Raw genomic sequence first — 13,068 nt, 5'->3', positions numbered from 1 at the left:
GCACCTTCTCCCCGTATAGTGACGGGGAGAAGGGAGCTGGCCGCAACGCCGGCGACCCCCTCTCCCCGTTCTTCACGGGGAGAGGGTAAGGGTGAGGGGCGGCACAGACCTGGGGATACTTGCATCTCAACCCCCGACCTTGATGGCGCGACCCGTACCGGCGTCGAAGACGCGCACCGACGAGGCCGGCGGCGCGACGACCGCCGCCTGCCCGATCGAGAGCCCGACAACGTTCTCGAACACCGCCTTCACGGCGCTCTCGCTCTGACCCAAATGGACGATGGTGCGCGCGCCGACCCGCTCGACGAATGTCACCGGCATCGACAGCCCGCGTTCGGCAAGCGTCACCTGCTCCGGCCGGAAGCCGTAGAGGACCTCTCCGCGCACCGCGCGCACCGCCGGAGCGAGCTCGTCGGGCAAGGGTGGCGTGACGCCGAGCGGCCCGAGATCGATCACCAGCCCGCGATCGCTTTCCGCCGGCCGGCCCTTGATGAGGTTCATGCCCGGCGCGCCGATGAAGCGGGCGACGAAGACGTTGGCCGGATTGTTGTAGACCTCGAGCGGCGTGCCGACCTGCTGCAGCACGCCATGATCCATCACCGCGATACGGTCGGCCATGGTCATGGCTTCGAGCTGGTCGTGCGTGACATAGATCATAGTCTGCTTGAACTGGCGCTGCAGCTGCTTGAGTTCGGTGCGCATCACCGCGCGGAAGGCCGCGTCGACATTGGACAGCGGCTCGTCGAGCAGGAAGATCGCCGGCTCCATGATCGCCGAGCGGCCGATCGCGACGCGCTGCAGGATGTTGACCGAGAGCCGGTCCGCCTTGCGGTCGAGCAGCGGTGAAAGCTGCAGCATCTCGGCGATGGCGCCGACGCGGCGGTCGATCTCGACCTTGGCGGCGCCGCGCATCTTCGGCCCGTAGGTGATGTTCTGCCGCACCGTCATATGGGTGAAAATCGCGTAGTTCTGGAAGACGAAGCCGACACCGCGCCGCCCCATCGGCACACCGGCCATGTCGCGCTCGCCGAACAGGATTTTTCCGCTGGTCGGCTCTTCCATGCCGGCGATCATGTTCATCGTCGTCGACTTGCCGCAGCCGGAAGGCCCGAGCAGCGCCATGAACTCGCCGTCGGCGATCTCGAGATCCATCGTCTTCAGCGCGGTGAAGTCGCCGAATTTTTTGACCAGGTTCTTGAGGTGGATCGCGCTCATGCCGCCAACTCCCGGGCCTTCGCCATGTGCTTCATGGCGTAGACCGCGACGATCGAGAGCACGACCAGGATAGCCAGAGCGATGGCCGCCACATAGCCCCAGATCAGGTCCTGGGTGGTGACCTTGTAGATGTAGACGGAGATCGTCTCGGTGGCGACGCCGGGACCGCCGCCGGTCATGATGTAGAGCGTGTCGAAGATCTTGAAGTTCTCGATCACCCGGATCGCCAGCGCGATGATGATGATCGTCTTCATCTTCGGCAGCACGATGGTGACGAAGCGCTGCCAGGGATTGGCGCCGAGCAGCGTCGCCGCCTTCATCTGGTCCTCCGGCACGCCGACAAGGCCGGCAAGCAGGATGAGGAACATCAACGGCGTCCACTGCCAGATGTCGGCGATCATCACCGCGATCAGCGCCAGCGTCGGATCGGAAAGCCAGGCGATGGTGACGGGCGTTCCGACGATCTTCGACAGGATGTCGTTCACCGGTCCGCCCGACTGGAACAGCATGAAGAACATGTAGCCGGCGACCGCCGGCACCACCATCATCGGCATCAAGAGGATCGAATAGAAGATGCGCTTGCCCGGAAAGTCGTCGGCAAACAGCGTGGCAAGTGCCAGGCCCAGCAGCAACTCCGCCGGCACGCAGACGACCATGACGATCGCCGTGCGCTGCAAGGCGCTCCAGAACCGGGTGTCGGCCGCAAGGTCGGTATAGTTGGCAAAGCTGTTCCATATCTCCCAGGCGTTCCACCAGCCGATGCCGGAAAGCGGCGACCAGTCGGTGACGCTGATGTAGAGCTGCATCAGGAGCGGGAAGGCCGAGATGAACAGCACCAGGATCTGCGCCGGCAAGGTCAGCCGGAAGCCAAGCCGCGCGCCCTCGTCGGGCGTGGCGGGCTTTGTCCGCGCGGCCATCTCGTCCTCCGAAATCGTAGCGGTCACGGCGCTCATTGCTTGAGCGCTCCGAAGGTCAGTCCGCGCACCAGATGGCGCTGGATGGCGATGCCCATGATGACCGGCGGCACCGCCGCGATCAGGCCGAGCGCCGCCTTGGCGCCGTAGAGCTGTCCGGTCATCGAAGACGACAGCGATGCCATGTAGACGGGGATTGTCACCCATTCGCGCGTCGTCAGAAGCAGCGCGATCAGATAGTCCGACCAGTTGAGGATGAAGACGAAGAGCGCAGCACTTGCCAGCGGTGCGCGCATCATCGGCAGCGTGATGCGGGTGAAGACGCGCAGCCGCGAGCAGCCCTCGACGAGCGCTGCCTCCTCGATCTCGCGCGGCATGTCGTCGAAGAAGGTCTTCATCAGCCAGAAGGCGAAGGGCAGCGTCACGATGCCGTAGATCAACGCCAGGCCCCACCAGCTGTCGGTGAAGTTGAGAAACGACCACATGATCATCACGGGAATCATGACGGCCATCGGCGGAAACAGCCTGAGCTGGATCAGCGCCAGTGGCAGGTTCTGGCCGGAGCCGAAACGCGACAGGCCGTAAGCGGCCGCGGTGCCCGCCGACATGGCGATCGCGGTTCCGAACACCGCCGAGAGCAGCGACGACAGGATCGGCTTCAGCGCCGTGCGGTCGAGCGCCACGATCAGGCTGTTGGTGGATTCGCCGAATACGAACTGGAAATTGGCAAGCGTCGGATGCTTCGGCCACCAGGTCAGGTCGGCACCTGTGGCCGACCATTCGCCGATCGGCTTGAAGGCCATCGACGCCATCCACAGGATCGGCACCAGCGTCACCGCGATCGCCACGAAGATCGCGGCGTAGCGGAATATCTCGAAAGGAACGGAACGCTTCATCTGGCTGCTTTGCTGGTGGCGTTGTTTCGAAGGGGAGGAGCAGTGTCCCTCCCCTCCTTTTCTGATCCAGGGAGGCGGATCAGGCGATCGAGTCGAGAACCGTAGGCCAGGCCTCCTTGTTGGTCTTGATGGCTTCGAGCAGTTTGTCCTCACCGGTGCGCCGCGCGATCTTCTTCCACTCGGCCTCTGTGTCGGCCATGGCCTGCTCGGGCGTCTTGGCCTTGGTCAGCGCGGCGACGAGATTCTCGTCGAGCGCATTGTGGAAGGCCGTAGCACCTGGATAGTTGATGGTCGGGACCGTGCGCGCCACCGTCTCGCGCACCACGTCCATGTGGTAGGCGTGATAGGTTTGGCGGACCAGCGGATCGGAGAAGTCCGAGAGGCGGGACGGATCGAAATAGCCGCCCGGGTTGGCCGTCATCCAGGCATAGATGCGGCTCGATCCCAGCCACTGCAGGAAGAGATAGCAGGCTTCCGGATTCTTGGACTGCGCCGAGACCGAAGCCGACAGGTTGAGCCACAGCACCGAGCGGCTGACCAGCTTGCCGTCGATCTCGCGGCCGGGCGGCAGCATCGAGCCGATCTTGCCGGTGACGGCGGAATCCTTGTTGCCGGCATTGTCGAGGAATTTCGGCAGGTTGGAGAAGGCGCAGGTCATCGCCGCGCCGCACTTGGCGAAGTTGCCATACTGCTCCGGCCAGCCCCACGAGATCGCGTCCGGTGAATGATGCGCCAGCGAATCGACGTATTCCTTCGTCGCCGCGATGCCCTGCTCGGAATTGATCAGCGGCTTGCCTGCGTCGTCGAACAGGTATTGGTTGGGCGAAGCCATCGAGACGTAGCGCTGGTACCAGTTGGTGTAGCCCCAGCCCTGGTTGCGCAGGTCGGTCGAGCCGAACAGGCCCTTGTCCGGGCGATGGAAGAAGGCGGCGATGTCGCCATGCTGCTTCCAGGTCCTGGGCGGCGCGAGATCGTAGCCGTACTTATCCTTGAAGGCCTTCTTCTCGGCCCCGTCGCCGAACAGGTCGGTACGGTAGACCCAGGTCTGGAAGTCGCCGTCGAGCGACACGCCATAGGTCGAGCCGCGATACTGGTTGAGCAGCGAAACGCCCTTGGCGCCGTTGACGTAACCGCGCTCCGGATCGTCCCATTCCGGCTTGTGCTGGGCGACGAAGTCGTCGAGCTTGATGATGCCGCCGGTTTCGGCGAGGTCGCCGAGGCGGTTCCATTCCACCGCATAGATGTCATAGGCCCCACCCTTGGTGGAGATGTCCTGCATCGTCTTGGTGAATTCCTGGCCGTTCGGCACACCGACGATTTCGAGCGGAATGCCGGTTTCCTTTTCCCACAGATCCTTGATCGACGGCGCTCCTGCGGGGAACGGCTGCGTCAGCTGGCCGATCGAGCCGTCCGAGAGGCCGAGCACGATCTTGGCCGGCGCCTTGCCGGCGCCCTTCATCGCCTTGATCGCCTCGATGGCGCGCCCTTCCGGCGTATCCGGCCCGTACTGGTAGCGCTCGGCGCCGTCGAAGCCTGTCGGCCCGCCGATCATGCCTGGCGCCAGTGCATCGGCCGCCAGGGCGCGGCCGGGACGAATGAATTGCGGCGCGATTCCAGTCGCGGCGACAAACACAGCCGCCTTTCCTCCGGACGCCAAAAGACGGCGCCGCGAGACGCGGATCAAATCAGTCATTGGAACTCCTCCCTCAAGGGCCTGTTCCTCCATGGCCCTTATGAGGGATATTGACGGAACCATATCGAGCCTGTCAACATCATAAATACTCAAAACACGTCATAAGATCGCAAATGAGGGAGAGAATGCAGTTCGCCGAGCCAGTCACATCGCACCCATTGCGTGGTTTTGAGGGATTCTTGCGCCGATCCGGCCGGCTTTGCCGGGCCTTCGCTGTCTTGTGTAACGCGTCGGCTTGCGTGCGGGCCAAGGCCGGTTACATCATTTCACATCAGAATCGCGGCTGCGGCTGAGCGGTTTTCCGGAACGGATTGGCAGCTGCGTGATTTTGATGCTTGCGATGAGGTGCTCGACGTGCGGTCAACCCTGACAGACATAGCCCGGGAAGCCGGCGTTTCTCCCGCCACGGTCGACCGTGTGCTCAACAACCGTCCCGGTGTGCGGGCGCGCACGCGCGAGATCGTCATCGAGATGGCGCAGCGCCTTGGCTACATTGCCGAGACCCCGAACGGGGCGCAGCAACGAACCGTGCCGGGTCAGACAATCAGGCTCGACTTCGCGCTGCCCGCCGGCACCAACTCCTTCATCAAGCTGCTGCATCGCCACATCGAGGCCCAGGCGCAGACGCGGCCCGATCTCGACGTACGCGTGACGACGATCGAAGGTTTCAATCCCGACCGGCTTGCCCGCCTGCTGCAGGACTTGCACGGCCAGACGCAGGGCGTCGGCGTCATCGCGCTCGACCATCCGACGGTGCGCGAGGCGATCCGCTCGCTGTCGGCGAGCGACGTCAAGGTCGTCACCATCGCCTCCGACATCCTGCACGTGCCGCGCGTCGCCTATATCGGCATCGACAACCGCGCCGCCGGGCGGCTGGCCGGCTACCTGCTCAACCGCTTCATCGGCGCCCACCGTCCAGGCAAGGTCGCGCTGTTCGCGGGTTCGCTCGCCTATCGCGGCCATGAGGAGCGCGAGATGGGTTTTCGCCATATCCTCGCGGAGGAATCCCCCAACCTCGAAATCGTCGAGATGCGCGAAATGCTGGACGATCGCGAGAAGGCCTATTCGGAGGCCTCGGCTTTGCTCGAGCGCCATCCCGACCTCGCCGCCATCTACAATGTCGGCGCCGGCAATACGGGCATCGCGCGCGCGCTCAAGGAGCGCGGACGCGCGAAGGAGATCCTCTTCCTCGGCCATGAGGTGACCGACGGCACCAAGGAGCTTCTGCTCGACGGCACGCTCGATGCGGTGATCGACCAGAACCCGCGCGTCGAAGCGCGCGAGGCGCTCAACATCCTGTCCCACGCCGTCAGGGGATTGCCTTACGAGCTACACCAGCCGCGGCTGCAGGTGATCTTTCGCGAAAGCATTCCGGAGATTTGAGCGATCCCAACCAGGCCCAGAAGATCGGCAGTCTCAGGCCGCGATCAGCACAGTGCTCTCTGGCGACCAACTGAGCACAACTGGCTGACCTTCGGACAGCCTTTCTGCGCCGGTGTTCTGGACGACCACCTTCAGCGTCTGACCCTCGCGATCGACGAAGTACGTGCTGTTGTTGCCGGCGAAGATGCGTTTTGAGACCTGCCCCTTAAGCATGTTCGCGTTGCCCGAACCCGGCTTTCCCGCGCCCGTCGAAATCTGGATGCGCTCCGGGCGCACGGCGCAGCTCGCCTTGGCGCCGGCTGGCACCGATGCACCCGAGGAAGCGCTGATTGTCGTGCCGTCCGGAAGCTTGATCCCGCCACCAATCGCGTCGCCGCGAAAGATGTTGGCGTCGCCAAGAAAAGTCGCGGCGAACTCGCTTTGCGGCCTGTCGTAGATTTCTTCCGGCGGTCCCTCCTGCACCAGCCTGCCGTCGCGCAATATGCCGATGCGGTCGCTCATCGTCAGCGCCTCTTCCTGGTCGTGGGTGACGAAGATGGTGGTGATGCCGATCTCGCGCTGGATGCGCTTCAGCTCGATCTGCATGTCGACGCGAAGCGCCTTGTCGAGCGCGCCGAGCGGCTCGTCGAGGAGGAGCACGCGCGGCTTAGTGACGATGGCGCGAGCCAGCGCCACCCGCTGGCGCTGGCCGCCGGAGAGCTGATGCGGCCGGCGGCCACCGAGCTTACCAAGCTGCACGAGGTCGAGCGCGCGCTGCACCTCGGCCGTGATCGTCGCCTTCGGCTCGCCGCGCACCGACAGGCCGAAGGCGATATTGTCGGCCACGCTCATATTGGGAAACAGCGCATAGTTCTGGAACACCATACCGATGCGCCGCTTCTCCACCGGCACGCGCTCGACGCTTTCGCCGCCGATGGCGATGCGGCCCGAGTCCGGAAAATCAAAGCCGGCGATCTGGCGCAGCAGTGTGGTCTTGCCGCTGCCCGACGGTCCGAGCAGCGCATAGAAGCCGCCGTCCGGAAAATCGATCGAGACGTCGTCCAGCGCCTTGTGCGCGCCAAAACTGCGGGAGACGTTCGCTACCTGCACGCCGGCCATTATTTTTCTCCGCCGAATTTGAAGAAGCGCGCCGTGAGCAGCATCAGGGCCATCGACACGACGATGATGATCGTCGACACCGCGTTGATCTCGGGCGTGAAGCCCTTGCGGATAGCGGCGTAGATTTCGACCGGCAGCGTCGTCTGGCCGGGCGTCGACAAGAAATAGGAAACCACGAACTGGTCGAAAGAAACGGCGAAGGCAAACAGCCCACCGGCAATCACGCCGGGCATGATCCAGGGCAAGGTGACGCGCGCAGTCACCTGCCACTGATTGGCGCCGAGCGAGCGCGCCGCCTCCTCGAGCTCCGGGGCGAAGGTCTGCAGCCGGGCCGAAACGACGACGATGACGTAGGGCAGCGCCAGCGCGACATGGCCGAGCAGGATGGCGACCAGCCCGCGGCCGATGCCGATGCCGAAGAAGAAGATCAGCATCGCCGTGCCGGTGATCAGCCAAGGAATGGCGATCGGCGGAAAGAGCAACGCCTGCAGGAATTTTTTGCCACGGAACTCGTAGCGGTAGAGCGCCAGCGATGCCATCGAACCCAGCGCCGTTGAGATGATAGTGGTGATGACGGCGATCTCGATGCTGTTCCTGGTCGCCGCGATCAGTTGTTCGTTCTGCCAGAGCGAGGCATACCAGTCCGTCGTCCATTCAAGCGGCAACTGATAGAATGGCGAGGCGTTGAACGACATCAGCGCCATGATGATGATCGGCAGATAAAGGAAGGCAAGCAGCAGGACGATGTAGAAACGCCCGAGCCATTCGAGGATGCGCGTCGTCGCCATCAGGCGGCCCTCCGCAGCACCGGTGCCGCCAGCGCCAGGATAACCAGCACGACGGCGAGCAGGATGAAGGAGAGTGCAGCGCCCAGCGGCCAGTTGAAGACGGCGACGAACTGATCCTCGATGACGGTGCCGTAGAAGGTGCCGGTGCGGCCGCCGAGGATGCGCGGCTCCATGAAGGAGCCGACCACCGGCACGAAGATCAGCGCGGCCCCCGCGATCAGTCCGGGCATCGACAGCGGGATGATCACCCGCTTGAGCACCTGCAGCCGCGATGCGCCGAGCGAGCGGCCCGCCTCGATCAGCGAGTCGTCGATCGCCTGCAGCGTCAGATAGCAGGTCAGCACCATGTAGGGCACATAGGAATGCACCAGGCCGATGATGACGGCCGGATAGGAATACATCAGATCGATGTTGATCTTGAACGGCAGCACGGCGTTGAGCGCCGTGTCGAGGATGCCGCCTTCGCGCAGCACCATCGCCCACGAGAAGATGCGCACCAGCCCGTTCGACCAGAACGGCAGGATGACGAGCAGGAAGATCGCCTCGCGGCTGCGCCCTTTCAGCACCTTGGCCAGCACATAGGCCGCGGGATAACCGATGACGATGCACCACAGCGTGACCTCGAGGCCAAGCCGCAGCGAAGCGAGCAGCAGTGTGGAATAGAGGCTCTGCGAGAAGAAGGCCGCGTAGTTGCCGAACGTGAACGCCCACTTCTTCCCGGCCAGTGGCAGGTCGGTCATGAAGGAGAAGAACACCATGGCCGACAGCGGCAGGAAGATCGCCACTGTCAGCCACAGGTAGGCGGGAAGGAGAAGCGGCAGGGCCGGCCGCAGTCCGCGGCGCGAACCGGTCGCGAGCTGGTCAGCCATCTTGCCTCTCCTCCCCCGAAAGACGCCGGTTACTTCACGTTGACCTTCAGCTCCTGCCATAGCGCCAGGTACTTCTCGCGCTGCTCATCGGTGACCGGCGCCTGGAACTGGATGCGCTTGGCGACCTCGGGGCTGCCCATGACCTTACGGTTGAAGGCGTCCTCGGGCAGCGCCTCGACCGCTTTGGTGTTGGCCGAGACCGGCGCGCCGACCTTGGTGACCCATTCGACGTAGAATTTCGGGTCGATCATGTAGTTGATGAAGGCCTCGGCGCCGGCGACGTTCTTGGAGCCGACGGGGATCGAGAAGGCGTCGAGCCAGGCGACCGCGCCTTCCTGCGGGATGACCAGCGAGACCGGCAGCTTGAAATGCGTCTTGGCGCGGTCGGCCGAGCCGCTCCAATAGGTGCCGATGTCGATCTGGTTGGAGGCGACCATCTGGTTCCAGTCGTTCTCCGAGCTCCAGAAGGTCTTGATTTGCGGCATCAGCGAGGTGAGCTTGGCCTTTACCGCTTCCATATCCTTGATATCGTTGATGTTCTGGCCGCTGGCAATCGCTCCGAACTGCACCGCCTCGACGGCGTCGTCGCGGATGATGACGCGGCCCTTATGCGCCGGATCCCACATCTCGGCGATGCTGGTCGGCGGCTTGTCGAAGGATTTTTCGTTGATGGCAAGAGCGGTCAGGCCCCAGACCCACGGCACGCCATAGACCTTGCCGTCATGGTTCAGCATCGGCGAGCCGGCCTTGTCCTTGGCGATATCGGCATAGTTGGAGAGCTTCGATGTGTCGATCGGCTGGATCAGCTTGCCGGCCATCGCCTGGTCGTTGAAGGCGGCGTTGATCATGACGACGTCGTAGAGGCCCGGGTTTGTCCTCAGCTTGGTCAGCATCTCCTGCTCTGAGTTGAAGAAGTCGTTGACGACCTTGAAACCGGTCGCCTTCTCGAAATTGGCGACAGCCCACGGCTCGTCGGCGCCGTAGCCCTTCCAGTTGAGCACATGCACTTCTTCGGCGGCCTGGGCGGCCAGGGCTGAAACGAAGACGGCGGTCGCCGTCAGAAAAGCGGTCAGTCTGGGCATGCGCATGTTTTCTTCCTCTCATTGTTTTGCCCGATTGACGGGCTTGTTAAGTTGCAGTCGCGTCCTCCCGGCCATGCGCGGTCGTTTCTTGATCGCGGTGGCTCAGGAATTCCTGGATCTCTGCATCCGTCGGCGCCGAAGAACCGCCATGACGCGTGACGGAGAGGGCCGCGGCGGCGTTCGCGTAGCGCGCCGCCTCGCAAGGCGGCATCCCGCGCGACAATGCGCTGACGAAGGCGCCGATATGCGCATCGCCGGCGCCGTTGGTGTCGACGGCTGAGACCTCGAAACCGGGGATCGCCCGCGTGCCGCCGTCGGCCATCCGCACCAGGCAGCCATGCGCCCCGGCGCGGATGACGACGCCTTCAGCCTTGAGGCAATGTTCCGCGAGCAACCGGATCGCGACAGTCTGGGCATCACCGGCGCCGGCTATCTCGGCGGCTTCATTCGTGTTGCAGCTCAGCCAGGTCGTGCGGGCGAGCACCCGGTCCAGAATCGTCCGAGGAATGTCCGCAATCACTGGCGTCGGATCGAACACGAAAGGAATGTCGGCCGGCAGCGCCTCGATCCAGTCGGCGAGCACATCGCGGCTGCCAGGATAGCTCAGCGTGTAGCCGGAGGTGAAAACCCAGTCGCCCGCAACCACTTGGACCGGTGCCATCATGTCCAACGTCAGCCGGCTCTCGGCACCCGGCCAGGAAACGAATGTGCGCTCGGCATCGCCGCTGATCATGGCGACGCAATTGCCGCTGTCCATCAAAGGCGATGGCGGTGTCAGCGTCTCGATGCCTTCAGCTTCGAAAGCGGCCCTCAGGAAGTCGCCGTCAGGCCCGGTACCGAGCTGGCCGCCGAACGCGACCTTCATGCCGGTGCGGCTCGCCGCGACCATCATGTTGAAGCCGCCGCCGGCGACCCGGGCGTAGCTTGTCGCGGTCTTTTCGCTGCCGGGTGCCGGCAGAGCGTCGATGCGATAGACATAGTCGACCACAGCGCTGCCGACATGGACGAGCCGCGCGCTCATCGGGCAACCTCCTTGCCGGAGCCAGCCTTTGCGGCGCGTGCTGCCACGAGATCGTCGGCCAGCGTGCGAACCTCCGCGAGGTGAATACCCTTCAGCCTTGCGATGCGATCCTGCGGCAAGCGCGACAGACCCGAGCAGGCGCCCGCCATGCCGGCGGCAATGGCGCCGATCGTGTCGGTGTCGCCGCCGAGATTGGCGCTGATGACGGCCGCTCGCCAGGCATCGCCGTCCGCGACCTCCAGCACGGCGAATGCCGCCGGAACCGATTCCTGGCTGGCGACGCCCGTGCCGATCAGGTCGACGATCAGCCGGATCGCCTCCTTCTCCGGCTTGCCACGGACGAGTTCCTGCGCCCACAGGATACGTGCCGCGATGTCGCCGCCGGTGACCCAATGGCCGAGCGTGGCACCTAGCCTTGCCGCTGCGACGGCATGGCCGGAAGCTGCGCGCCAGTCGCCGCCCGAAACACCGAGGCTGACCGCGGCGGCGACCGCGGCAGCGGAGGCAATGGCAATCGACGTGTTGTGCGTGGCCCGGCAAGTTTCCGCCACTTTAGCGACCAGCGCGTCAAGCGGCTCGGGCGGTATCATGATGCCGACGGGTGCGATGCGCATCGCTGCCCCATTGGTGTCGCCGCTTCGCCCCGCCTCTTCCGCCGGGACGCCGCTATTGATCGCGTCGATGGCGCGCTTGGTCGACGGTCCAAGCAGGTCGTAGCTGCCGCGTGCCTTCACGTCCCGCTCCCAGTCGAGCAGCGCGTTGACCCAGCGCGCATGGTCGAAGCGACCGCCGGAGCTGATCAGGATGCGGCCGAGCAGCAACGCCTGTTCGGTGTCGTCGGTAATAGCGCCGGCGGGCAGGCCTTTCGAGACCGGATGGTCGGCGGCCGGCGCGACAAAATCCTCGATATGGCCGTAGAGCTCGGCGATGCGAGCGGGCGACAGGAGCTGCGTCGGCATGCCCAGCGCGTCGCCCAGCGCCCCGCCGATCAACGCGCCAATTGCCCGGTCAAGCGCGTCAACCGCCATGCTCAGAACTCCAGATGCAGCGCGAAATGCGCCGGGTTGAGCAGGCTGGTGACGAATTCGATGGCGCGGCCGTCGGCGGCGCGCGTCAGGCGCCGCGTCCTGAGGAACGGCGTGCCCGGCGCGCAGTCAAGGATGGCGGCATCGGCAGCGCTGAGCATCTCGATATCGACCCATTCCTCGCCGTGGTCGGGAACGAGCCCTGCCCCGCGCAGCGTCTGGTGCAGCGAGCCCTCGCGCAGGCCGCGCAACGGCACGTCTTCGAGCTCGGGCGACAGCGGCAGGCGGCTGCGCTCGATCGAAATGGCATGGCCATCATCGGCGTTGGTGCGCACACGGTCGACGGCAATGAAGGACGGGTTCTCGACGCCGAGTTTTGCCGCGAGCTCGGCGTCCTCGATGATCTCGAGCCTCAACGTGCGGGTCTCGGCATTGGCGCCCGCATTGGCAAGCGCGCGCGACCAGCCGATCGCGTCATCAACCGGCATGCCGTCGAAAGTGACGAAGGAGCCGATGCCGACCTTGGTGGTGATGAGCCCGCGATTCGACAGTTCTTCCAGACCTTTGCGGACCGTATTGCGGCTGACGGAAAAGCGCTGGACGAGCTCGTTCTCGCTTTGCAGACGATCGCCGAAGCCGAGCATGCCGGAGCGGATTTCACGCTCCAAAACCGTCGCAATCTGCTCGGGCTTGCCCGTGCCGGGAGTGAGTTGCATCGCGCGACGAGCCATATCAATACCTGTTCAATGAACCTGTATAATCCTGTTCAATATTAGATAAAGTAGGTGGAGTCAACGAGTGCGTAGTGAACGAACCTGGCGGCCGCCTAACGTTAATTTCAAGCGTAGCGCTGCCCCTCACCTGCCTGCCGGCGTTCGTTGTTCGAAAAGCCAAGCAGTTGGCTTTTCGTCCGCTGCGCGGACCACGCCTCACTCCCCGTATAGTGACGGGGAGAGGGCGCTGTCGCTGGCGCGCTGTCGCTGGCGGTTTCGCCAATCGCAAACGTTGCAGAATTGGCGCCGAGGACGCGGCCAGCCCCTTCTCCCCGTCTCTATACGGGGAGAAGTGCCCGGCAGGGCGATGA

At 64.3% G+C, this 13,068-nt stretch carries 12 protein-coding genes; 1 reads left to right on the top strand and 11 read right to left on the bottom strand.

All coding sequences use genetic code 11. The annotated features are described in order from the left end of the window. Positions 1-126: 126 nt before the first annotated feature. The 4 genes from EJ071_RS18515 to EJ071_RS18500 all read right to left on the bottom strand — a co-directional run bounded on the left by EJ071_RS18515 (position 127) and on the right by EJ071_RS18500 (position 4,718). Complete coding sequence (locus tag EJ071_RS18515; RefSeq protein ID WP_126099139.1) at positions 127-1,215, bottom strand: ABC transporter ATP-binding protein; 1,089 nt, start codon at positions 1,213-1,215, stop codon at positions 127-129. Beyond that, complete coding sequence (locus EJ071_RS18510; protein WP_126099138.1) at positions 1,212-2,168, bottom strand: sugar ABC transporter permease; 957 nt, start codon at positions 2,166-2,168, stop codon at positions 1,212-1,214. Before EJ071_RS18510 ends, EJ071_RS18515 begins: the two co-directional genes overlap by 4 nt. After that, positions 2,165-3,025, bottom strand: a complete 861-nt coding sequence (locus tag EJ071_RS18505; protein WP_126099137.1) for a carbohydrate ABC transporter permease — start codon at positions 3,023-3,025, stop codon at positions 2,165-2,167. Before EJ071_RS18505 ends, EJ071_RS18510 begins: the two co-directional genes overlap by 4 nt. Before the next feature lie 79 nt (positions 3,026-3,104). After that, positions 3,105-4,718, bottom strand: coding sequence for an extracellular solute-binding protein (locus EJ071_RS18500; protein ID WP_126099136.1), 1,614 nt, complete (start codon positions 4,716-4,718; stop codon positions 3,105-3,107). A gap of 354 nt (positions 4,719-5,072) precedes the next feature. Here EJ071_RS18500 and EJ071_RS18495 point away from each other — a divergent pair, with 354 nt between their 5' ends. Continuing rightward, on the top strand, positions 5,073-6,101 hold the full coding sequence (locus tag EJ071_RS18495) for a LacI family DNA-binding transcriptional regulator (protein ID WP_126099135.1): 1,029 nt from the start codon (positions 5,073-5,075) through the stop codon (positions 6,099-6,101). Positions 6,102-6,134: 33 nt separating this feature from the next. Here EJ071_RS18495 and EJ071_RS18490 read toward each other — a convergent pair whose 3' ends face one another. From EJ071_RS18490 to EJ071_RS18460, 7 genes are read right to left on the bottom strand one after another with little or no spacing between them, the layout of a single operon-like run. Further along, entirely contained in the window at positions 6,135-7,199 is a 1,065-nt protein-coding gene (locus EJ071_RS18490; protein WP_126099134.1) for an ABC transporter ATP-binding protein, read from the bottom strand. Next, positions 7,199-7,987 (bottom strand): ABC transporter permease, encoded by a 789-nt coding sequence (locus EJ071_RS18485; protein ID WP_126099133.1) that lies wholly within the window; start codon positions 7,985-7,987, stop codon positions 7,199-7,201. The genes EJ071_RS18490 and EJ071_RS18485 overlap by 1 nt, the downstream gene beginning before the upstream one ends. Then, complete coding sequence (locus tag EJ071_RS18480) at positions 7,987-8,856, bottom strand: ABC transporter permease (RefSeq protein ID WP_126099132.1); 870 nt, start codon at positions 8,854-8,856, stop codon at positions 7,987-7,989. Before EJ071_RS18480 ends, EJ071_RS18485 begins: the two co-directional genes overlap by 1 nt. 29 nt (positions 8,857-8,885) lie before the next feature. After that, positions 8,886-9,944 carry an ABC transporter substrate-binding protein gene (locus EJ071_RS18475; RefSeq protein ID WP_126099131.1) on the bottom strand — a complete coding sequence of 353 codons (1,059 nt, stop codon included), beginning with the start codon at positions 9,942-9,944 and terminating at the stop codon, positions 8,886-8,888. A gap of 40 nt (positions 9,945-9,984) precedes the next feature. Next, positions 9,985-10,959 (bottom strand): PfkB family carbohydrate kinase, encoded by a 975-nt coding sequence (locus EJ071_RS18470; RefSeq protein ID WP_126099130.1) that lies wholly within the window; start codon positions 10,957-10,959, stop codon positions 9,985-9,987. Beyond that, positions 10,956-11,987, bottom strand: a complete 1,032-nt coding sequence (locus EJ071_RS18465) for an ADP-ribosylglycohydrolase family protein (protein ID WP_126099129.1) — start codon at positions 11,985-11,987, stop codon at positions 10,956-10,958. Before EJ071_RS18465 ends, EJ071_RS18470 begins: the two co-directional genes overlap by 4 nt. A gap of 2 nt (positions 11,988-11,989) precedes the next feature. Further along, positions 11,990-12,715, bottom strand: a complete 726-nt coding sequence (locus tag EJ071_RS18460) for a GntR family transcriptional regulator (RefSeq protein WP_126099128.1) — start codon at positions 12,713-12,715, stop codon at positions 11,990-11,992. Positions 12,716-13,068 lie beyond the last annotated feature (353 nt).

It is taken from the genome of Mesorhizobium sp. M1B.F.Ca.ET.045.04.1.1, assembly GCF_003952465.1.
Taxonomy (GTDB): Bacteria; Pseudomonadota; Alphaproteobacteria; order Rhizobiales; family Rhizobiaceae; genus Mesorhizobium; species Mesorhizobium shonense.
This window is presented reverse-complemented; position numbering and strand designations above follow the sequence as displayed.

Bases quoted from the DNA above. Each gene is read 5' to 3' on its own strand.
- EJ071_RS18515 (WP_126099139.1), bottom strand. From the start codon at position 1,215: ATGAGCGCGATCCACCTCAAGAACCTGGTCAAAAAATTCGGCGACTTC.
- EJ071_RS18480 (WP_126099132.1), bottom strand. From the start codon at position 8,856: ATGGCTGACCAGCTCGCGACCGGTTCGCGCCGCGGACTGCGGCCGGCC.
- EJ071_RS18475 (WP_126099131.1), bottom strand. From the start codon at position 9,944: ATGCGCATGCCCAGACTGACCGCTTTTCTGACGGCGACCGCCGTCTTC.
- EJ071_RS18490 (WP_126099134.1), bottom strand. From the start codon at position 7,199: ATGGCCGGCGTGCAGGTAGCGAACGTCTCCCGCAGTTTTGGCGCGCAC.
- EJ071_RS18460 (WP_126099128.1), bottom strand. From the start codon at position 12,715: ATGGCTCGTCGCGCGATGCAACTCACTCCCGGCACGGGCAAGCCCGAG.
- EJ071_RS18505 (WP_126099137.1), bottom strand. From the start codon at position 3,025: ATGAAGCGTTCCGTTCCTTTCGAGATATTCCGCTACGCCGCGATCTTC.
- EJ071_RS18470 (WP_126099130.1), bottom strand. From the start codon at position 10,959: ATGAGCGCGCGGCTCGTCCATGTCGGCAGCGCTGTGGTCGACTATGTC.
- EJ071_RS18500 (WP_126099136.1), bottom strand. From the start codon at position 4,718: ATGACTGATTTGATCCGCGTCTCGCGGCGCCGTCTTTTGGCGTCCGGA.
- EJ071_RS18485 (WP_126099133.1), bottom strand. From the start codon at position 7,987: ATGGCGACGACGCGCATCCTCGAATGGCTCGGGCGTTTCTACATCGTC.
- EJ071_RS18465 (WP_126099129.1), bottom strand. From the start codon at position 11,987: ATGGCGGTTGACGCGCTTGACCGGGCAATTGGCGCGTTGATCGGCGGG.
- EJ071_RS18510 (WP_126099138.1), bottom strand. From the start codon at position 2,168: ATGAGCGCCGTGACCGCTACGATTTCGGAGGACGAGATGGCCGCGCGG.